Origin of the sequence: Paenibacillus sp. FSL H7-0442 (assembly GCF_038593105.1) — a bacterium.
In the GTDB taxonomy this organism is placed as follows: Bacteria; Bacillota; Bacilli; order Paenibacillales; family Paenibacillaceae; genus Paenibacillus; species Paenibacillus polymyxa_D.
Genome location: NZ_CP151963.1, coordinates 3439181 through 3461569, shown reverse-complemented (window position 1 = coordinate 3461569; position 22389 = coordinate 3439181). Strand labels below are relative to the sequence as shown.

Sequence of the window (22389 nt, the reverse complement as noted above, 5' to 3'; positions counted from 1 at the left end):
AGCGTTCAGGTAAACGCTCTCTTTGTCCTACAATTGCTCGCGGTGAATCACCCTGAATTCTTTGGGCGACATACCGAAGCGGGAACGAAATACACGGTGAAAATACGTGTAATTTGCAAATCCTGACGATTCGGCGGCTTGTTCCAGTGACATGGGACTGAAAATGATTCGTTCTCTCGCCATGTTAAGCCTGATGTCCAGCGTGTACTGCATAATGCTCGTATCGAATGTTTCCTTAAACAGATGTACTGCTCGGGATACGCTGATACCGACGTGTGAAGACACGTCATCCAGTTTGAAGTTAGAGGATGCATTTTCTTCAATATAATTTTTAATCTGATACGCAAGATAGTTATGATGAGTAGCGATAGGATGATCGGATAGCATACGGTCAAACTCCAAACATAAAATGCGTATGTAATAACTTGATATTTCCGGGTAAGGATTAGAAATACGTCGTTGCTCCATCACAAGCTGACGAAATAGGCCAAGCAGGGCTTCTGTGAGCTGAACCTTAATTCTGTTGGGTCGTTTATGATGGTTCCACCACTCATCTACCCAGGAACCACCGAAAAAAATGTGATAATCTCCGCTTTCCACGACCAGCTCTCCCATGGGATTCAACTCACTATGAATATCCAGTTCATAAGGCTCGGTAGGATTGAATAACAGTAGGTCACCTGCCTCAATCCGTGTCATTTCCCCGTTAATGCGGGCTTGGCAACGTCCATCTGTTTGCAAACGGAATAAATAATTTTTGATCCCCTCAGGCTGGTTCGAATAAAAGGGCTTTCGATGGAAGGAATAGCCTGCGGTAAGAACCTGACAAGGCTCGACGATAGACATGATGATGACTCCTTTGGGCATATGGCTGTTTCAAATATTGACCAGATTGTTCATGTTTTAATCATATTATTCATTTTAAACGAAACAGAAATAGAATACTATGTGAACTGTAAAGCTTACATGTTAGATGAGAAAGTACATGTTGGAGGCCAAGGAGTGTGACGACGTGGAACGAATGAAGGCCGGGATTATCGGATGCGGTACTATTAGCTCGGTATATCTTGAAAATCTCCAAAAGAGCCCACTCATTGAAGTGGTGGCCATCGCTGATTTACTGGATGAGAGGGCAAAGGAGAGGGCCGATAAATTCAACATTGAAAACGTATACAAATCGGATGAATTACTGCGCCAGCCTGAAATTGAGCTTGTATTTAATCTGACCGTGCCTGGCAGCCACGTATGGTCAGATATAGCGATACTAGAGGCAGGCAAGCATGTGTACAGTGAAAAGCCTTTGGCGCATTGAAATTCACGGACCATCGTGCCAATGCTGAGCTGGCCTACCATGTGTTAGAAGCCATGCATGCTTTTCAGCACTCATCATTGGAAGGCAATACATTACGCTGGTAAGTACGTTCAAGCCGGACGAGGATGTGTATTATGGAACAGATATAATGGTTCCTAACTTAAAGAGGTGAAGGGTAATGGCTAAAGTAGGATTGCAATTGTACACCGTAAGGGAAGAGCTTGAACAGGATTTTGAAGGTACATTGCGCAAGGTAGCTGAGCTTGGCTATAAAGGAGTAGAATTTCATACCTTTTTCGGACGCAATGCCAAGGATGTCAGAGCGCTCTTGGATGAACTGAATCTGGAAGTTGTCGGAACTCATGTACAATATTCTCGCTTGCTGGATCATTTGGATGAGGAGATTTCATACCACAAAGAATTGGGCAATAAGTACCTAATCGTTCCTTATTTAACCGAAGAACAGCGGGAGTGGGATGAACTTTTTGCTAATTTAAATCGTATTGGTGAAAAAGTGAAGGAACAGGGTTTGATACTGGCTTATCATAATCATGATTTTGAATTAACAGAAAAGATCAATGATCGCCCAGTATTCGATGCTTTATATGATGCAGTTTCCGATGATTTGTTACAGGTCGAAATGGATACTTGTTGGGTATACTACGGGGGCTATGATCCAGTGGAATACATCGGACGTTATAATGGACGCCTGCCTATCATTCACTTAAAGGATATGGCACGTGACGAGCAGCAAAAAGCAGTGACTGTAGAGCTTGGCAAAGGCGAAGTGCAGCTTCAGGCCATTACAGACGCCGCTATTCAGGCAGGTGTGGATTGGGTCGTCGTGGAACAGGATTTCTGCTCAAACCCTCCAATCGAAAGCATTGAAACCAGCATTAAATGGCTCCAACAATACGCAGCTCAGGGAGGAAATATTCATGTCTAAAACACTTAAAATCGGGATTATTGGTTGTGGAGGCATTGCCAACGGCAAACACTTGCCGAGTCTTGCCAAGCAGAAGCGTGCGGAGATCGTTGCATTTTGTGACATCATTCAGGAGCGCGCTGAAGAGGCAGCAGAAAAGTTTGGTGTTGATGGCTCGCAAGTTTATAGCGATTACCGTAAGCTGTTAGAAAATAAAGACATTGAAGTCGTACATGTATGTACACCTAACGACTCGCACTCGGAAATTACCGTAGCGGCGCTTGAGGCAGGTAAGCATGTGCTGTGTGAAAAGCCGATGGCTAAAACTGCTGAGCAAGCACGGGAGATGCTTGATGCGGCCAACCGCACAGGTAAGAAGCTGTCCATAGCGTATCAAAACCGTTATCGTGATGACAGTTTGTACCTGAAGCAATTAGTCGAGCAAGGAGAGCTTGGAGAAATTTATCTGGGCAAAGCCATTGCTCTACGCCGTCGCGCGGTTCCGACTTGGGGAGTATTCTTGGATGAAGAGAAGCAGGGCGGTGGTCCTCTTATTGATATTGGCACGCATGCACTAGACCTGACACTCTGGCTGATGGATAATTACAAGCCTAAAAGCGTACTAGGTTCAACTTTCCATAAGCTAGGGGATCGTAAAGATGCGGCAAATGCCTTTGGGCCTTGGAACCCTGAGGAATTTAAGGTAGAGGACTCAGCTTTTGGTTTTATTACGATGCAAAATGGAGCTACGATTGTACTGGAATCCAGCTGGGCATTGAACGTTGTAGAGTTTGGCGAAGCGAAGACACTGTTATGCGGTACCGAAGGCGGAGCCGATATGCAGGATGGATTGCGCATTAACGGAGAAAAGAACAGCCGTTTGTTTGATACGAAAATAGATCTGGATGCAGGTGGTGTTGCCTTTTACTCTGGGGAGACGGAAAATGAAGCAGACCGCGAAGCCCGCCTGTGGATCGAATCTATTCTGGACGACAAAGAACCTCTTGTGAAGCCGGAACAGGCACTGGTTGTTACTGAAATTTTGGAAGCTATCTATGAATCGGCACGTACGGGAAAAGCTGTCTATTTTGACTAAGCCGTAATTATCCCGAATAGACCATCGTTATAATGAAAGCAGCTTTTTTCACATATGATACAGGGGGGATTTCTTTTGAAACTTGGAGTATTTATGGTGTTGTTCGGTGGCCGTTCGCTGGAGGAAGCGTTGGATTATGTGGCTTCTCAAGGATTGGATGCTGTAGAAATCGGTACAGGCGGCAACCCGGGGGATAAGCATTGTAAGCCGGATGAATTGCTGGAGAATGATGCAGCGCTCAAAAATTTTAAAAAGGCAGTAGAGTCCCGCGGACTAACGATTAGCGCACTTAGCTGTCACGGCAATCCTCTTCATCCGCAAAAGCATTTGGCCCAGGCTGATCATGATACGTTTCTTAAAACCGTTCGATTGGCAGAAAAGCTGGAAGTTCCAGTTGTGAACACTTTCTCCGGCTGTCCGGGAGATCATGAGGATGCGAAATATCCAAACTGGCCTGTGGCTCCGTGGCCTAATGATTTTCAAGAAGTGTTGAAGTGGCAATGGGAGAATAAAATTATTCCTTACTGGACCGAGACGGGGAAATTTGCAGCAGATCATCATGTTAAAATTGGATTGGAGCTACACGGAGGCTTCTCCGTTCATACACCAGCGACCTTGCTTCGTTTACGTGAAGCTGCGGGAGAGGTTATTGGTGCTAATCTCGATCCGAGCCATATGTGGTGGCAGGGAATTGACCCTGTGCAGGCAGTTCAAATTTTGGGCCGAGAGGGAGCTATTCACCACTTTCATGCCAAGGATACGACGATTGATCCGATTAATGTAAATAAATATGGACTTACCGATATGCAGGAATATACGAAAATGCTAGATCGCGCTTGGCAGTTCCGTACTGTGGGTTATGGACATGATGTAAAAACCTGGGCAGATATTATCAGTGCTCTGCGCCTGGTGGGATACGATCATGTAGTGAGTATTGAGCATGAAGATGGTCTGATGTCCGTGGAAGAGGGCTTTACTAAGGCTGTCCACAATCTTCGCCAGGTACTGATTGAAGAACCGCTGAGCGAGATGTGGTGGGTCTAACCTAATAGGGGGAAATGTTGATGATTAACGTCACCATTTGGAATGAATTTTTGAACGAAAAGTTGAATGATGAAGCCAAACAGATATACCCTGACGGGATACACAAAGCGTTGGCTGACGGCCTGGCAGGAGAGGGATTTGCCATTCGAACAGCTACACTGCGTGATGATGCAGAGCATGGTTTGGGAGAAGAAGTCTTGAATTCCACAGATGTGCTGCTGTGGTGGGGGCATAAAGCCCATGATCAGGTGAGCGATGAAGTTACGGCGCGTGTTGTCAAGCGAGTGCAGGAAGGAATGGGCTTAATCGTGCTGCACTCAGGCCATTTTTCCAAGCCATTCAAAGCCCTGATGGGCACTAGCTGCGATCTGAAATGGAGGGTGGCAGGTGAACAGGAGATTATTTGGTCGGTGAATCCGTCACATCCCATTGCAGAAGGCATTGACGCCAAAATATTGTTGAAGCAGGAAGAGATGTATGGCGAGTTCTTTGATATTCCTACGCCGGATGAACTGGTATTTGTTAGTAACTTTGAAGGCGGCGAAGTATTTAGAACCGGATGTACCTTCCGCCGAGGTAGCGGTAAGATATTCTATTTCCGCCCAGGCCATGAGACCTATCCGACTTATTACCAGCCTGACATTTTGAAAGTTATTGCAAACAGCATTCGTTGGACTTCTCCGACAAGTATTAACAAACCAATATATGGTAGAAGTGAACCAGTAAGACCTCTCGGTGGAGTGTTGGTATAATGACAATCATCACATATTGATGAGCTGTATAATGAACAGATTGATAGGCGGAACCTCTTGGGATTCCGCCTTTTTGTATTTAACGATTTAGACATATACCTGCTGTGTTGGTTTGTTGTATAATCAGTTTTGGTCATGGCAACTTTATCGGCGCAGGTATTTAATTTAAGAAGAAAGTGTTTTCTTTCGGGATAAAGTATGCTAAAATGATATATACTAACAAAAGGAAAGCTTTATCAAACCGAAATGCAAAAGAAGGTGAAAAATTTGGAAAGTCAACCGCAATATACAAAAATGTGTCCGCGTTTTGAAACCGCCTTTTCATGTTTGGGCAAGCGTTGGAATGGATTAATTATTCAATCCATGATGAGCGGTCCTAAGCGGTTTAAGGATATTTCCAATCTGATTCCCACAATGAGTGACAAAATGTTATCAGAGCGGATGAAAGATTTGGAAAATGAAGGAATTCTTACACGTCATGTATATCCAGAAACTCCTGTCCGCATTGAATACGAGCTAACAACCAAAGGCCGTGCACTTCAGCCGGTTATGGAACAGATTCAATTTTGGGCTGAGGAATGGATTAGATGAGCACCAAACTAAATAAGTGTTTTTCATAGCAAAACAGCCTTTTCCTAGAAAAAAGGCTGTTTTTTATATGCGTTTAGGACTACTTATCCATTTTGCAGAAATGATGTGCTTAGGCAGCACGACTTAATAGCCTTTGACGCGCCCTGCAACTGAGAATAATGCTGCTGTTGCACGGCGAGGCACACGGGTTTGAATATCCAGCGCGGCCGAACGGAATGTACCCAGACAGGAATGACAAAGTCTCCCTGCATAAATAGGGGAACGGCAGGACTCACAAGGATAATCAAGCTGACTGTATGTGGAGGGAAATTTGCCTGCTCTTACCCAATCTGTGAGCAATTCTATAGGTGTACCAGTTACGTCACTGAGCTGGCGAGTATGAGTAGAAGGATGCTTCCATAGATAGTTAGAACAGCGATCCAAGAATATATTTTCTTCCTGAATACAAGTACTACAGAGGTTTCTAAGGTTTTGACGAAAAACGGAACCGCATTTTGGGCAATTAGAAGTATGTATCTCCATAGAAACCAGTCCTTTGTATCGAAATAAAGTGAAATTTTAAAATTTATTAGTTACATATTACTATGACATTATACCTATATCAATCTTTATTTATAGAATCTTTGACCTTTAAGTGTATGTTAAAATCTGTGTTGACATGACTCTATTACTTATGTATCATCACTTACATAAAGTTACTTGATGAATAAAATAAATTGTTTATGATAAGGGGATCTTTATATGATGCCATCTTTATTTTTGGCCCATGGCTCACCGATGCTTGCTATTGAACAGACGGACTATACTTCATTTTTAGAGCAACTGGGGAAAAGTATTCGTCCTAAAGCAATAGTTATCTTTACTGCTCATTGGGAAACACAAACGTTGACAATCAGTTCGATGGATGACGTGTACGATACCATTTATGATTTTGGCGGTTTTCCACCGGAACTGTACACAGTGAAATATCCAGCACATGGTTCTGTGGAACTGGCCAATAAGCTGAAAAAATTATATGAACAAAAGGGCATTGACGTAGAAACTGATCGGGTGAGGGGATTGGATCATGGATCTTGGACATTGTTGTATCGTATGTATCCTGAGGCAGACATTCCGGTAGTTCAGATCTCTGTAAATCCATATCTCTCGCCCAAAGCACAATATGCTATTGGTGAAGTGCTGCGAGGACTGGGAGAACAGGATATTCTGGTCATTGGTAGTGGAGTGACTGTTCATAATCTGCGTATCGTCAAATGGGGGGAAACGAAAACAGAACCTTGGGCTATAGATTTTGATGATTGGATTATTGAAAAAGTACAAAGTAGAGATATAGAGGCTTTGGATCACTATGAAAGCGAAGCACCGTATGCTCGCCAGGCCGTACCCAGAGCAGAACACTTTGTACCGTTGTTTATTGCAATGGGGAGTGGCAATCCTGCAAACAAAGCCAAGGTTATCCATAGAAGCTATGAGATGGGGAATTTAAGTTATCTATGCTTACAGTTTTAAAGAGTGTTGCCAGAAGAAGGACTGTCATTAAAATGCTTCGCTACTGCTCCTGTATAAGTAGGGGAGTGGAAATAAATTAGGGAGTGTTATAAGCTATAGTGGCTTATAACACTCCCTTTTACATAAAAAAACGATTTATTATATCCGGCAAATCTCACGAGGGCATAGTTCACAATGACATACACCTTGCAGCATTTCCAAATCTTTGACAACAATCATACCATTATCATATTCAACTGCATTTTTCTTACGTAGATCACTAAGCATCCGGTTTACGCTTTCCCGGGTCGCACCGATCATATTTGATAAGTCAGTATGAGTAATTTTTTTATGAATCAGGATATGTTCGCCGTGAGGCTCACCATAGGTATTGCATAGACGAATGAGCGTTGAACATAAAGCGCCTGGCTTGCCGTACATCATCAAATCGCGGAACTTAGTCTGAGTAATGCGGTGATGTGAACCCATCCATTTCATAAAGTCAATCGCAAAATCACAATGCTGGCAAATAAGCAGTTCCAAATCTGTATGATCGATTACGCCAATATCACTGTCTTCCAGAACCTCAGCAGAAAAGGAATGCTTAGTACCGAAAAATGGATCGGCTTGACCAACAAGATCGCCGCTTTGATACATATATAGAATAAGTTCCTTGCCCTCATCCGTTGTTTTGGTTACTTTCACGCGTCCGCGCTTAATATAAAACAGCTTATCCGCTGTATCTCCTTCCCAGAACAGATGCGAGCTTTCTGGCATAACTCGATCTTTCATCATTACTTGCAATCGGTTGAAGCTGGCCTCCGAGAAGCAACAGGTGTTGCCGCGGGCTTCCATTACATTTGTAGGGTTTCTCATCGTCCATTTCCCCTTTGTATCCTATGTTTTTTATCTGCAACTTGATCAATTCAAATTCATTATATACTTGTGCAATGAGTTTTTGGGGCAAGAAGAGGGGGTAAAAGTGGCAGAATTCCAAACTTTGTGATTTAATTCACTTCATAAAATAAAATTTTAAATAGATTGTGAAAAAAATCACAATATATCTTGAAAAGCTGTGTTACGATCAGTGCGTGAACAAGAGATAGTACACGAGATAACAGGAGGATGAGGGAAATGGCTGTTAAAAACGAGGTTATTCAAAAAGAGCAAAGCGCAGAGCAGTATATTCAAACGCTGATTGACCGGGGGAACCGGGCACAGCAAGCTTTCATGAGTATGAATCAGGAACAGATTGACGAAATCGTACAAGCTATGGCACTCGCAGGGATGGATAAACACATGTACCTGGCGAAGTTGGCTGTTGAAGAAACAGGACGCGGTGTGTACGAGGACAAAATCACCAAAAACATGTTTGCAACAGAATATATCTATCATAGTATCAAAAATGAAAAAACCGTCGGTGTCATTGAAGACAATGATTTTGACAGTTTTCAAAAGATAGCAGAGCCAGTCGGTATTATCATGGGGATCACTCCAGTGACAAACCCGACTTCGACTACGATGTTCAAAGCGCTGATTGCCATTAAAACACGTAACCCAATCATTTTCGGTTTCCATCCATCTGCTCAATCGTGTAGTGCGGAAGCAGCCCGCGTCTTGCTCGAAGCAGCTGTTAAACATGGTGCTCCGGCCGATTGTATTCAATGGATTGAAGCACCTTCGATGGATAAGACCAATGTATTGATGAACCACCCTGATGTGGCGCTAATTTTGGCAACTGGTGGATCAGGCATGGTTAAGGCAGCTTATAGCTGCGGTAAACCAGCACTTGGTGTAGGTCCTGGTAACGTGCCTTGCTTTATTGAAAAAACAGCAGATATCAAACAGGCCGTGAACGATCTTATCCTCTCGAAATCTTTTGATAACGGTATGATTTGTGCTTCGGAGCAAGCGGTTATTATCGAAGAGCCAATCTTCGAACAAGTGAAAAAATTGATGATCGCTAACGGTTGCTATTTTGTAAATAAAGAAGAAGCAGCTAAGCTCACTCAAGGAGCTATGAATGTCGAGAAATGTGCAGTGAACCCAGCTATTGTCGGGCAGTCTGCTGTGAAAATTGCTGAAATGAGTGGTATTACAGTACCAACAGGAACTAAAATTTTGGTCGCTGAGATTGAAGGGGTAGGAACAAAATTCCCATTGTCTGCGGAAAAATTGAGTCCTGTATTGGCTTGCTATAAAGTAAAAAATGCGGAACAAGGTATTCAACGCGCTGCTGAAGTCGTGGAATTCGGGGGCATGGGTCACTCGTCCGCTATTCATTCGAACGATGAGGATGTTATCGCTCGGTTTGCAAACCGTTTGCAAACAGGACGTATCATTGTAAATGCACCTTCCACACATGGTGCGATTGGCGACATTTACAACACCAATCTTCCTTCGTTGACACTTGGTTGCGGTTCGTACGGTCGTAACTCGACTTCGTCGAACGTATCGGCAGTCAATCTGATTAATGTGAAAAGGGTGGCGAAACGGACGGTGAATATGCAATGGTTCAAAGTACCTTCCAAAATCTATTTTGAAAAAAATTCGACACAGTATCTTGCTAAAATGCCTGATATCACACGTGTAGCTATTATCACAGACCCTATGATGGTACAACTGGGATATGTAGATCGTGTTATTCATTATCTGCATCAGCGCCAAACACCAGTAGCTATCGAAGTGTTCTCTGAAGTAGAGCCAGATCCATCGACAGTTACGGTAGAACGTGGTACTGAAATGATGAGACGTTTCCAACCGGATTGCATCATCGCACTGGGCGGCGGTTCGCCAATGGATGCCGCTAAAGGCATGTGGATGTTCTATGAATATCCAGATACTGATTTCAATAACTTAAAACAAAAATTCATGGATATCCGTAAACGGATTTACAAGTACCCACGTCTGGGCCAAAAAGCACAATTTGTAGCTATCCCTACAACATCGGGTACAGGTTCCGAAGTTACATCGTTCGCAGTAATTACGGACAAAAACCTGGGCGACACGAAGTACCCACTGGCTGACTATGAGTTGACTCCTGATGTGGCAATTATTGACCCAGTGTTTGTATATTCGCTGCCTAAAACAGCTGTAGCGGACACAGGTATGGACGTTCTGACACATGCTATCGAGGCTTACGTGTCCGTAATGGCTAATGACTACACAGATGGTCTGGCAATTAAAGCCATTCAATTGGTATTCCAATACCTAGAACAATCGGCTCTGACCGGTGATAAGCTGGCTCGTGAAAAAATGCATAATGCTTCCACACTTGCTGGTATGGCGTTTGCTAATGCATTCTTGGGCATTAACCACAGTCTTGCACATAAATGGGGTGGACAATACCATACAGCGCATGGCCGCACGAATGCCATTTTGATGCCGCACGTTATTCGTTATAATGCGAAAAAACCGACAAAATTTGCTTCGTTCCCTAAATATTCGCACTTTGTTGCGGATGAGCGTTATGCAGAAATCGCGCGCATACTGGGACTGCCTGCACGCACCACCGAAGAAGGGGTTAACAGCTTGATCGAAGCGATCCGTAAAATGAACAAAACACTCGGTATCGAGGAATCGTTCCAACAAATCGGTTTCGATGCGAAAGATTTCGAATCACGTGTAGATTATCTGGCTGACCGCGCATTTGAAGATCAATGTACAACTGCGAATCCTAAGTTGCCACTGGTTACTGAGTTGGCTGATGTCTATCGCAATGCCTTCTACGGACGTTTTGACCAATAATATAATAGGTAAGAAGAGGCTTGTGAAAAAGCATTTTCTCGTTCAATACCGATGCAGGCTCTCTATATAGAGGGCCTGTTGGTTTGGGAAGGGAGGTGAACGGCAAGGCTAAGGATATAGGCGCGAAGCTAGGGAAAATAAAGTGACAAAAATCACTCATATTGTGATTTTTGTCACATACTACACTCTATCATTATTCTACAATAAGGGTGTAAGAAAGGTCCCGACACTGAGCGTAAGGCATCGGTGAACAGGCCGGGCTCAAGAAATAGCTTTATCGTGAAAAAAATCACAAGTCCGGAAGACCAAACAATTTGGAGGGATTTACATGTCGGTGATTGAGAGAGAATTACAAGAGCAACAATCTGGCTGGAGAGGTTTTAAAAAAGGCAAATGGACTAAAGAAGTCAACGTCAACGATTTTATTGAAACCAATATCTTACCTTATGTTGGCAATGAAGAATTTTTGGTTGGTCCTACGGCCAACACAACTGCATTGTGGGATATTGTATCCGATCTTACCAAAAAAGAGTTGGCAAACGGCGGCGTGCTTGATGTAGACGTGAATACGCCATCCACTATTATTTCACATAAACCGGGTTATCTAGACCGGGATAAAGAGCAAATTGTCGGTGTACAAACAGATGCTCCATTCAAACGTTCTTTACAGCCGTTTGGCGGAATTCGAATGATGATCGACGCTTGCAAAGCCTATGGTTTTGAAGTGCCAGAAAGTATCATTGATATCTTCACTCATATTCGTAAAACTCACAACCAAGGTGTATTTGACGCTTATACAGATGAAATGAGAGCGGCTCGTAAAGCTGGTATCATTACTGGTCTGCCAGATGCATACGGCCGTGGTCGTATTATCGGTGACTATCGTCGTGTAGCTTTATACGGTGCAGACTTCTTGATCCAAGATAAAAAGCTGCAACTGAAAAGCCTTGAAGTTGATTCCATGGAAGAAGACGTAATTCGTCTGCGTGAGGAAATTTCCGAGCAAATTCGTGCTTTGAATGAACTGAAACAAATGGCTGCTGAGCACGGTTTTGATATTTCAAAACCTGCTAACAATGCGAAAGAAGCTTTCCAATGGGTATATTTTGGATATCTTGCAGCAATCAAAGAACAAAATGGTGCAGCAATGTCCTTAGGACGTGTATCTTCCTTCCTTGATATTTACTCTCAACGTGATATGGAAGAGGGTACAATGACAGAAGAACAAGCTCAAGAACTGGTCGATCATTTTGTTATGAAATTGCGTATTGTTAAGTTCTTGCGCACACCTGACTATAATGAACTGTTCAGTGGAGATCCAACTTGGGTTACTGAGTCCATTGGTGGTATGTCCGTAACTGGAGAAACTCGGGTAACTAAAAACAGCTTCCGTTTCCTGCACACCCTCTACAATCTGGGACCTGCACCGGAACCGAACCTGACTGTACTGTGGTCGGAAAAATTGCCTGAAGGCTTCAAAAAATATTGTGCGAAAGTTTCTATTGAAACTAGCTCCATTCAGTACGAGAATGACGATCTGATGCGTCCGATTTATGGAGACGACTATGGTATTGCTTGTTGTGTATCGGCAATGAAAATCGGTAAACAAATGCAATTCTTTGGTGCTCGTGCTAACTTGGCTAAAGCTCTGCTGTATGCAATTAACGGTGGTAAAGATGAAAAATCTGGCGTCCAAGTAGGGCCTGAATTCCCAGCCATTACAGGTGAAGTTCTGGATTATGAAGAAGTGTTGAGTCGCTTCAAACCTATGATGGAATGGTTGGCCAAACTGTATATGAACACTTTGAATGTTATTCACTACATGCATGATAAATATAGCTACGAACGCATTGAAATGGCGTTGCATGATCGTGATATTCTCCGCACCATGGCTTGTGGTATTGCGGGTCTGTCAGTTGCTACCGACTCCTTGAGTGCCATTAAATTTGCAAAAGTTAAACCAATCCGTAACGAAAAAGGGATTGCTGTTGACTTTGAAATTGAAGGCGAATACCCTTGCTACGGTAACAACGATGACCGTGTAGATAACATCGCTGTGGAACTGGTAGAGAGCTTCATGAGCATGATTCGCAAGCATAAAGCTTATCGTAATGCGCTTCCTACTCAATCTGTACTGACTATTACTTCTAACGTGGTGTATGGTAAGAAAACAGGTACAACACCGGATGGACGTAAAGCAGGCGAACCGTTTGCACCAGGGGCAAACCCAATGCACGGCCGTGATAAAAAAGGTGCTTTGGCATCTCTGAGTTCCGTAGCCAAATTGCCTTATGAACACAGTCTGGATGGTATCTCGAACACCTTCTCTATCGTGCCTAAAGCACTGGGTAAAGAAGAAGAAACACGCAAAACAAACCTTGTTTCGATGATGGATGGCTATTTTGGAAGCCACGCACATCATCTGAATGTCAATGTGTTTGCTCGCGAACAACTGTTGGATGCAATGGAACACCCAGAAAACTATCCACAGCTGACGATCCGTGTTTCCGGTTATGCCGTTAACTTTATCAAGCTGACTCGTGAACAACAATTGGATGTTATTAACCGTACTTTCCACGGTACAATGTAAATAAGTATTACAATGACGCACGCATAGCGGATGCGGGAAGGATGATGCAACATGTTGAAAGGACACATACACTCATTGGAAACCTTCGGGACCGTCGATGGTCCCGGCATCCGCTTCGTGCTCTTTATGCAAGGATGCTTGTTGAAATGTCAGTATTGCCATAATCCGGACACTTGGGCCTTGAATGAAGGCAATCCAATGACCCTAGAGGAAGTATTGGCTGAAATTGAACCGTATTTAGCCTATTACCGTTCTTCGGGAGGCGGATTGACCGTATCCGGTGGAGAACCGACATTGCAAGCTCATTTTGTAGCAGAGCTGTTCAAAGAAGTGAAACGTCGCTGGAATTTGCACACGACACTGGACAGTAATGGCTTTAATGATGCGGGCCGTATCCATGATCTGCTGGACGTAACAGACTTGGTGTTACTTGATATAAAGCATATTGACAACGACAAGCATATTAAGCTTACAGGCAAGTCCAACGACCGTATGCTAAGCACAGCTCGCTGGTTGTCTGAGCAAGGGCGTAAAATGTGGATTAGACACGTATTTGTACCGGGTATTCATGATGACGAGCAAGATTTATTGAATTTGGGACGGTTTATCGGAACGTTGAACGGAGTCGAGAAATTCGAAATTTTACCTTACCATCAAATGGGTGTTTACAAGTGGGAAATGCTCGGTAAGGAGTATCCGTTGGAGGGAGTTCCATCTCCTACAGACGAAGAAGTTCAACGTGCTTACCGACTCATTGAAGAGGGTCGTCTGGAGACTGCAGGAAAGAATGCTGTCTGTCGTCCATCATAATGTAAATGGTGCAAAAGCTATTTCTTAGTAATGAAGCCGCCGCCACATCAGGTCAGATGGGTGGCGGTTTTTTGTTGTTGAATTTTTTGCAGTCACAGGAGAAAGTTCCCTTTTTTTCATGATAAGCAAAATTTCCAGAAACTTTTTAACAACTGACGCGTCTAATAGTATGACTTTTTACGGGAATGATAATAATTTGGTGATAGAAGGAGACAGACAATGAATTTCAAGAAATGGACCATGCTCACCGCTTTGGCGGTAGCTCAGGTGGCCGCAGTAGCCCCTGTAGGAGCAGAAGCAGCATCAACAACCGTTCAATCCACCGATTCGGTTAGCGCACAGCAGGCTCAGACCAATGTTGCTGATTCCAGCGTTCAGAATAGTATCGGAGCTCAAGAGGGAACAGGCACACAAAACAACACGGTAACACCAGATAACACAGGCGTAACCAATGATCCATTGACTGGCCTGCCTACGGATACAACCAACGGATCGAACGTATCCAATGATGTATACGGTGGAGACGGAACGATCACCAATCCTGGTGGAGCTCCAACAAACATGGGGGCTAATCAACTGATTTTGTATTTAAACAGTGCGAAAATGGAACAAAACGGACAGGTATATACGGCAACTCAGCCGATGACTGTTAAGGACGGAGTTTCCTATGTAGCTATCCGTTCTCTTGTCAGCCGTGTCGGATTGCAGTTTAGTTATGACACTGCCACCAAAGAAACCGTAATCACACAAGGAACAAATGTCCTGCGCTTCAAAACAGACAGCAAGGTTTATACGGTTAACGGTGAAGCCAGACAAATGAAGGGACCGGCTTTTCAGCAAAAGAACGTATTTATGGTGCCGTTGACCTCGATTACACAGGCCTTAAATATTCCTTATACTGTGAATAATACGACTAAACAAGTTATCATGGATTTGAATCAGAAGCCTAAAGCTTCCTTCACGGTTCAGCAAAAAGATATCTATGCGGGCGAAACCCAAGTTACGTATTTGACGAAGGAATCTTCTCCTACAGGTCTACCGATTGTGAACCAACGTTGGGAAGGTAAGCAGGACGTATTTCAGGAGCCGGGTACATATGTAGTTACCTATTCTGTTCTTGACTCAGCTGGAAACTGGAGTGATCCTTACTCAGTTACAATTACAGTAAGACCGCCGAACCAACCGCCAGTCGCTCTGTTTACTACAGATAAAAAAGAGTACAAGATGGGTGAAAAGATCACCATTACGGACCTGAGTACGGATGATGAGAATGCTATTACTAAGCGTGATTGGGAGAACAAGAAACTTGCCTTCTTCCAACCAGGTGATGTAACGATTACGTTAACCGTGACTGATAAGCACGGCGCAACAGGTACCAAAAGTGAAACGATTAAAATTACGAATGAACTGCTGTACAACGAAGATGATTTCAATAAAATCTTCACACCATATGGTGATAAATATACAGTAGACGGCAGTCAGGTGCCTACCATGGCTACCATTCCTTTGACAAGTACATCTTCACCGCGTCTTTTGATCCGTGCTAACAGCCCGGAACGTGTATTTCAGGACGGAATTGTGTATCAGGAAACCGGATCAGGAAGCACGCGCATACTCGTCCATCATGTGAATGAAACGGGTCGAGATGTGAAAATGTACGTGATTGCAACCAACAACAATATTACTCCTGCCAACATGAATGTCGAAAATTCCGGTTTTGCCGGACCATCTGAATTTGCAACGGCTGCGGGTAAAGTCTCGATTCAACGATATTTTCAATCCATGCAGGATGGAAGCAAGCGTTCTAGCACAGTTCTAAATCCTGGCGAAAGCCGCGTTATTTTACAGGATCTGAACGCACAAAAAATCAAGCAAAAACAAGTCATTTCTCTGTTATCCGATTTATATACGGATCAACCTATTCAATACACGGTTATTGTGTTAGATGCAAATACAGATCCGTTGACCGTGTTGCCTACTTTGGCAAAACTGCCTAAGGACGGTATTCATAACCGTGGAACGTACGCTAATTCGGATATCTCACTCAATTATACCGAAGAGGTTGGTAAAACAGCTCAACGTATCGTTCTTGGCGATAATAAGGTAGACCCGAACCTGATTGGTACGGATGGTCTGGACGGCTCTTCTGCTTCCAATGCCGGTAATTTTGGTGTTGTATATAAAGTTAAATTGGATCATGTAGCGCCGTATTCACTGATTACGTTCAACCCGCGTGGAGGCGAATATTCCGGCTATGCGATGGTAAACAATCAGGTTGTGGGTATCCCGACAAACGGCTCGGTATGGGCTCCAAATGAGATGAGTGTGCTGTATCGCACAGGGCATATCGAGGAAAGTGTAGAGATGTATTTCACTGCTGCTGCAGGAAGTAACTTGCCGGTTTCCGTAGTAGTTATGCCTTTACCAGCTATTAAAAATTAATATGAATTAACCGGTACTGTTTACCGGCTTAGACCTTGGGTCTCGTCATTCACCGTTTAAAAGTCGATGTCACTTGCAGAATATAGGCGTTCTCCTGCTGCGAATTTGATCGTAGCGCTGGAGAGCGTCTTTTTCTTATGTATAGATGCGAATATCTCTTATAATATTGACTTTAATCGTGGTATAATAAATAGATGCAAGCCTAAGCCTGCATCAGAAAACCTGAAACTACAGACAGGGGAGGGTGAAACGCATGCTGACAAAGGATGAGATTATTGCAACAATGTCCGCTCAGGGGCTGCGTATTACAGATCAGCGCAAAACGTTGGCCACGTTATTTTCCGAGAATGAAGGGTATCTGTCCCCCAAAGACGTTTATGAATATATGGGTAAGAAGTACAGTGGACTTAGCTTTGATACAGTTTATCGTAATTTGCGTGTAATGCAGGAATTAGGTGTGCTGGAACAGGTATCTTTTGAGGATGGAATGAAGTTCAAGGTGAGCTGTAATGAGCATCATCACCATCACCATATGATTTGCTTGAGCTGTCAGAAAACATTACCGATTTCTTTTTGCCCAATGCAAATGACGGATACAACGGATCAATTCCAAATCGTCGAGCACAAGTTTGAAATTTTTGGTTATTGTAAAGAATGTCAACAGAAGAATGGACATACTGATAGTAATTCGGATGGGGGATTCAGACAGACGAGCAGTCACACTCACAGCCACGGGGGCTACTGAAATGAAAATCACCACACGCAGAGTGGTACAGGCTCCGATTAAGTTTTATCGTTCCTATATTTCACCGTTTAAGCCGGCTACCTGCCGATTCTATCCAACGTGTTCAGCGTACGCGTTGGAGGCGGTAGAAGTGCATGGTGCGCTCAAAGGTTCATGGCTTGCTACTAAGCGTATAGCCAAATGCCATCCCTTTCATCCAGGAGGCGTAGATTTGGTTCCTCCTGCAAAAAAGGAGACAGACAGGTCTAGCGAAGATCGTTTGGCTACTCATTCCGAGAAGAGTCTGACTTGACAGCGCTATGCGGATTTCGTTATATTTTGGTTAATATTGTTTTCCTGCGAAGGGATGAGTAGGGTGAATTGTCCAGTACAGAGAGCCGGGGTTAGCTGCAAACCGGTCTGGAGCGAAGCCTGAATATGGTCCTGGAGGAACCTTTTTCGAGCGTATTTGCCACAGTTATTTGTGCACGGGAGGCAAACGTAAGGGGGAGGCGTGTTCCAGCGTTAATGGGCGGTCAGATGTGACCGGTGAAGCCTGTAGTCTGCGAGGATACAGGAAAATTGGGTGGTAACGCGTGAGGTGACTCTCGTCCCATAGGGACGGGGGTCTTTTTTGTGCCCAATTTGTGCCAAATTCATAAATTGGAGTACCATCATGTCAGCAGGTCTTATCGAGCTGCCGTGAACAAAACAGGAGGCAACATACATGTCCAATGAGAACACATTTTACATTACGACACCGATCTATTATCCGAGCGACAAGCTACATATAGGTCATGCTTACACGACAGTTGCGGGAGATGCAATGGCCCGTTACAAGCGGCTACGCGGTTATGAAGTGCGTTATTTGACAGGAACGGATGAGCATGGTCAGAAGATTGAGCAAAAGGCAAGTGCAGCTGGCAAAACGCCACAACGTTTCGTAGATGACATTGTGGCAGGCATCCAAGACCTGTGGCGGAAGCTCGACATTTCCAATGACGATTTTATCCGTACTACGGAGGAACGTCATAAGGCTGTCGTACAGGAAATTTTTGATCGTTTATTAAAACAAGGCGATATTTACAAGGGAGAATACGAAGGCTGGTACAGCATCCCTGACGAGACGTACTACACAGAAACTCAGCTGGTTGACGTGGTGAAGGACGCTAAAGGCAATGTGACTGGAGGTAAGAGCCCGGATAGTGGGCACCCTGTAGAATTGGTCAAGGAAGAGAGCTACTTTTTCCGCATGAGCAAGTATGCTGATCGGTTGCTGCAATTTTATGAAGAGAACCCGCAGTTTATCCAACCGGAATCCCGGAAAAAAGAAATGATTAACAACTTCATCAAGCCGGGGCTAGAGGATCTGGCTGTTTCCCGTACAACTTTTGACTGGGGTGTTAAGGTCAAGGGAGACCCGAAGCATGTCGTATACGTTTGGATTGACGCACTTTCCAACTACATCACAGCCTTGGGATATGGTTCTTCTAATACTGAGCTGTACGATAAATTTTGGCCAGCAAATGTGCATATCGTGGGTAAAGAGATTGTACGGTTCCACACGATATATTGGCCAATCATGCTGATGGCATTGGATATTCCGTTACCTAAAAAAGTATTTGCACATGGTTGGTTACTTATGAAAGATGGTAAAATGTCGAAATCTAAAGGCAATGTGGTAGACCCGGTAACGTTGATTGACCGTTATGGTCTGGACCAACTTCGATACTACTTGCTGCGCGAGGTGCCTTTTGGGGCAGATGGAACATTTACACCAGAAAGTTTTGTAGATCGAGTTAATTCGGATTTGGCAAATGATCTGGGCAACTTGTTGAATCGTACCGTGGCGATGGTAGATAAATATTTTGACGGCAAGGTTCCGGCTTATGAAGCAAATGTAACAGAATTCGACGGAGCTCTGGAAGACATGGCAACATCGACTTATAGCAAAGTAGAAGAAGCCATGGAAAACATGGAGTTTTCCGTGGCATTAACGGCGATTAGCCAATTTATTAGCCGTAGCAACAAATATATTGACGAGACGCAACCATGGAATTTGGCTAAGGATGAGGCAAAACGTCGTGAATTGGCATCGGTTATGTTGCATTTGGTAGAAAGCTTGCGCATCGCTTCCATCTTACTTCAGCCATTCTTAACCCGTGCTCCTCATAAAATTTGGGAACAGCTCGGTATTAGCCAAGGTGAGCTGACTACATGGGATAGCGGCAAGCAGTTTGGTCGTATTCCGGAAGGAACACAGTTGGTCAAAGGTAATCCGATCTTCCCACGTCTGGATTCAGAGCAAGAGGTTGCTTTTATCGTGGAAGCAATGACAGGAGGTAAGAAACCAGAGGAAGCTACGACACAAGTTCAACCACAGAATGCATCTGAGGCGAGCCAGGAAGCGCCGGAGGCAAAGGAAGAGATTGGCATTGAGGATTTTGCCAAGGTGGAACTGCGCGTTGCTCAGGTCGTCGCCTGCGAGCCTGTAAAGAAGGCCGATAAACTGTTGAAGCTCCAACTTGATCTTGGTTATGAGCAACGGCAGGTAGTATCAGGGATTGCGAAGTTTTATACACCTGAAGATATCATTGGGCGCAAGGTGATCTGTGTGACCAATCTTAAGCCAGTAAAACTTCGGGGAGAGCTGTCGCAAGGTATGATTTTGGCAGCTTCACATGGAGATCAGCTTACGCTCGCCACCGTACCGGAAGGTATGCCGAATGGTGCAGTTGTAAAGTAGTACGCTAGTTAATAAAAGAACGTAATGAGCGTATGCCCGAGAATCATTCTTCTTGGGCATGCGCTTTTTGGCGTGCATCATATTTTGCTCCCGCTACACGTATGTTTAGTTGGCAGGGCTTGTTTGCTCGTGTTCACTTAAGACAGGGGAGGAAATGAGGATGACAGATATTAACGCCGGATTGGCGATCGTAGCCGGACTGGTTTCTTTTTTTTCACCGTGTTGTTTACCGCTGTATCCATCTTATTTATCGTATATGACAGGGATGTCTGCGCGTGAACTGGCTGAAGGACGGCATAAGGCCGAGGTTCGTTATCGTACGATGGGGCATACACTTGCTTTTGTACTGGGCTTTTCGGTCGTTTTCTATTCACTGGGTGCAGGTGTCGGGTTGCTTGGAGAATGGTTTGCCAATTATGGGGATACGCTAAGAGTGGTAGCAGGGTTACTTATTTTACTAATGGGACTGGTATCTCTCGGTGTGGTAAGTCCTTTGATTCTAATGAGGGAGCATAAGCTTCGCTGGACATGGAAGCCTGCCGGGTACGCCGGCTCCTTTGTAATCGGAATTGGTTTTGCGGCAGGCTGGTCGCCCTGTATCGGTCCCATGCTAACAGCTATTATCGCTTTGGCTGCAGTAGAGCATCACATTTGGTTCAAACTGATTACAGGCTATGCGCTCGGGTTTGCGATTCCATTTTTTGTATTAGCTTTGCTGGTAGGCTCTGTTCGGCTATCCTCTCGCTATACCTCCATCCTCATCAAAACAGGTGGCATACTACTTGTTATCACTGGCATTTTACTGGTAACGGATCATATGACCGATGTAACGCTATTTTTACAACGGATTACCCCGGGTTGGATGCTAGTTATGTGAAATACTCAATACGACTTAAAGGAAAATGTTCAAAAATACGCTCTGTGATAAACTCTCGCAGTGCATTTTGCTGTTCATCGGGATAAACGTATTTGTTTTGTCCCCAGCGTCCCCATTTTTTCTTGCGTTTCTCTATGTCCATCTCCAGCTTGGTTTTCGGATAACGTTTCTCGATGACAGCTTTGGATGTTTTGGTGAAGCGATGCTGTATTAATTCGAACGTCAAATCTTTTGTAGCATGCTGGGGCAAGGTTTCTCCCAATTTGCGCAGTAACTCGCCGTAACCTTCTTCCCAGCCGTCATACCAGATGATGGGTGCAATGATGAACCCAAGCGGATAACCGGCTCGTGCGATTTTGCCCGCGGCTTCAATACGTTCCTCGAAGCGGGAAGTTGCAGGTTCAAACTGTTTAATAACATAATCGGAATTAATGCTAAAGCGGATGCGAGTATGACCATTATGTTTAATATCCAGCAATGGATCAACATGATGATATTTAGTAACAAAACGCAGACGGCCAAATTCCTCATCTGCCATGAAACGAATCAAGTCTCCAAGCGTTCCGGTGATATGCTCCAAACCAACCGGATCGGAGGTACAAGCTGCTTCAAAACGGGTAATTTCAGGCGCACGCTCCTCGATATAAGCTTTAGCTGCTGATAAGATATCGTCAGTGTTGACATATACACGAATATACGGCTTTGCTCCCAAGGTTGTTTGTAAATAACAGTAGTGACAATGCCCCATGCAACCAGTCGAAATGGGGATGGCATATTCAGCAGAAGGCTTGGATTGATCAAAAGTTAACGTTTTACGGATACCAACTACCAAAGTTTTTTTTGCCATTCGGTACTTTTCAACTTCAGTTTCACCTGGTAAATTGGTAATTCGGTTGTGAGAGGTAGTCATCCGGTACGGAATATCCTTGGCTTTAACCCAATCCATAATACGCTGGCCCTTGGGATAATTTAGTGCGTCTGGCTCAAAAAACACCAGGTCAGGCAAAAATGGCTTGGTTCCTCTGGTTTGGACAGGAGTACGCTCAAGCGTAGACATGGCTAACGCTCCTTTCAAAATAAATCCACAGTGCTCTGGTGTCCAACTTTAACATATTGCCGCAGAAGTAAATGATACAGGGACGACGATATTAGTGTACCCGGCTTAAATTGAACAAATCGTGGCAATAGATGTGAGTGAAGGGATGAGACTTGCCAATGGGCAATGATAACATGTATCATTACATA

Annotated in this window: 18 protein-coding genes and 1 pseudogene; 15 read left to right on the top strand and 4 right to left on the bottom strand. The window is 44.1% G+C overall.

Translation table 11 applies throughout. The features are described 5' to 3' along the window. Window positions 1-27: 27 nt before the first annotated feature. Complete coding sequence (locus MHH57_RS15210; RefSeq protein ID WP_029517226.1) at window positions 28-846, bottom strand: AraC family transcriptional regulator; 819 nt, start codon at window positions 844-846, stop codon at window positions 28-30. Between the two features lie 166 nt (window positions 847-1012). Between MHH57_RS15210 and MHH57_RS15205 the strand changes: the two are divergent. The 6 genes and pseudogenes from MHH57_RS15205 to MHH57_RS15180 form a co-directional block, all read left to right on the top strand. Next, a pseudogene (locus MHH57_RS15205) lies at window positions 1013-1306 on the top strand (Gfo/Idh/MocA family oxidoreductase); the annotation flags it as partial. Window positions 1307-1490: 184 nt separating this feature from the next. Beyond that, window positions 1491-2258, top strand: a complete 768-nt coding sequence (locus MHH57_RS15200; RefSeq protein ID WP_029517228.1) for a sugar phosphate isomerase/epimerase — start codon at window positions 1491-1493, stop codon at window positions 2256-2258. Continuing rightward, entirely contained in the window at window positions 2251-3333 is a 1083-nt protein-coding gene (locus MHH57_RS15195) for a Gfo/Idh/MocA family oxidoreductase (protein ID WP_029517229.1), read from the top strand. Before MHH57_RS15200 ends, MHH57_RS15195 begins: the two co-directional genes overlap by 8 nt. A 75-nt stretch (window positions 3334-3408) precedes the next feature. Next, complete coding sequence (locus MHH57_RS15190; protein WP_029517230.1) at window positions 3409-4377, top strand: sugar phosphate isomerase/epimerase; 969 nt, start codon at window positions 3409-3411, stop codon at window positions 4375-4377. 20 nt (window positions 4378-4397) lie between these two features. Further along, window positions 4398-5129, top strand: coding sequence for a ThuA domain-containing protein (locus tag MHH57_RS15185; RefSeq protein ID WP_341070963.1), 732 nt, complete (start codon window positions 4398-4400; stop codon window positions 5127-5129). Between the two features lie 246 nt (window positions 5130-5375). Then, window positions 5376-5720, top strand: coding sequence for a helix-turn-helix domain-containing protein (locus tag MHH57_RS15180; protein WP_340955834.1), 345 nt, complete (start codon window positions 5376-5378; stop codon window positions 5718-5720). Between the two features lie 123 nt (window positions 5721-5843). Here MHH57_RS15180 and MHH57_RS15175 read toward each other — a convergent pair whose 3' ends face one another. Beyond that, window positions 5844-6143 carry a hypothetical protein gene (locus MHH57_RS15175; protein ID WP_223821919.1) on the bottom strand — a complete coding sequence of 100 codons (300 nt, stop codon included), beginning with the start codon at window positions 6141-6143 and terminating at the stop codon, window positions 5844-5846. A gap of 318 nt (window positions 6144-6461) precedes the next feature. On the opposite strand from MHH57_RS15175, the gene MHH57_RS15170 reads away from it, so the two are divergent. Beyond that, window positions 6462-7229 carry a class III extradiol ring-cleavage dioxygenase gene (locus tag MHH57_RS15170; RefSeq protein ID WP_342434272.1) on the top strand — a complete coding sequence of 256 codons (768 nt, stop codon included), beginning with the start codon at window positions 6462-6464 and terminating at the stop codon, window positions 7227-7229. A 138-nt stretch (window positions 7230-7367) separates the two neighbouring features. Here MHH57_RS15170 and MHH57_RS15165 read toward each other — a convergent pair whose 3' ends face one another. Continuing rightward, window positions 7368-8084, bottom strand: coding sequence for a Crp/Fnr family transcriptional regulator (locus tag MHH57_RS15165; protein ID WP_013310849.1), 717 nt, complete (start codon window positions 8082-8084; stop codon window positions 7368-7370). A gap of 258 nt (window positions 8085-8342) precedes the next feature. Between MHH57_RS15165 and adhE the strand changes: the two genes are divergently transcribed. From adhE to MHH57_RS15125, 8 genes are all read left to right on the top strand, one after another. Next, window positions 8343-10955 carry a bifunctional acetaldehyde-CoA/alcohol dehydrogenase gene (gene adhE, locus MHH57_RS15160; protein ID WP_069012737.1) on the top strand — a complete coding sequence of 871 codons (2613 nt, stop codon included), beginning with the start codon at window positions 8343-8345 and terminating at the stop codon, window positions 10953-10955. A 328-nt stretch (window positions 10956-11283) separates the two neighbouring features. Next, window positions 11284-13545, top strand: coding sequence for a formate C-acetyltransferase (pflB, locus tag MHH57_RS15155; RefSeq protein WP_029517234.1), 2262 nt, complete (start codon window positions 11284-11286; stop codon window positions 13543-13545). Window positions 13546-13596: 51 nt separating this feature from the next. Then, window positions 13597-14355, top strand: a complete 759-nt coding sequence (gene pflA, locus MHH57_RS15150) for a pyruvate formate-lyase-activating protein (protein WP_029517235.1) — start codon at window positions 13597-13599, stop codon at window positions 14353-14355. 219 nt (window positions 14356-14574) lie between these two features. Continuing rightward, window positions 14575-16797 (top strand): copper amine oxidase N-terminal domain-containing protein, encoded by a 2223-nt coding sequence (locus MHH57_RS15145; RefSeq protein WP_341070962.1) that lies wholly within the window; start codon window positions 14575-14577, stop codon window positions 16795-16797. A 253-nt stretch (window positions 16798-17050) separates the two neighbouring features. After that, complete coding sequence (locus MHH57_RS15140) at window positions 17051-17542, top strand: Fur family transcriptional regulator (RefSeq protein WP_039270917.1); 492 nt, start codon at window positions 17051-17053, stop codon at window positions 17540-17542. A 1-nt stretch (window position 17543) separates the two neighbouring features. Then, window positions 17544-17834, top strand: a complete 291-nt coding sequence (gene yidD / locus MHH57_RS15135) for a membrane protein insertion efficiency factor YidD (protein ID WP_342434271.1) — start codon at window positions 17544-17546, stop codon at window positions 17832-17834. A 414-nt stretch (window positions 17835-18248) separates the two neighbouring features. Continuing rightward, window positions 18249-20267: a methionine--tRNA ligase gene (gene metG, locus MHH57_RS15130; protein ID WP_342434270.1), complete on the top strand. Its 2019-nt coding sequence runs from the start codon at window positions 18249-18251 to the stop codon at window positions 20265-20267. 160 nt (window positions 20268-20427) lie between these two features. Next, entirely contained in the window at window positions 20428-21144 is a 717-nt protein-coding gene (locus MHH57_RS15125; RefSeq protein ID WP_029517240.1) for a cytochrome c biogenesis protein CcdA, read from the top strand. Here MHH57_RS15125 and splB read toward each other — a convergent pair. Beyond that, window positions 21137-22201: a spore photoproduct lyase gene (gene splB, locus MHH57_RS15120; protein ID WP_023989268.1), complete on the bottom strand. Its 1065-nt coding sequence runs from the start codon at window positions 22199-22201 to the stop codon at window positions 21137-21139. The two genes, MHH57_RS15125 and splB, sit on opposite strands and share 8 nt — an antisense overlap. Window positions 22202-22389: the final 188 nt, after the last annotated feature.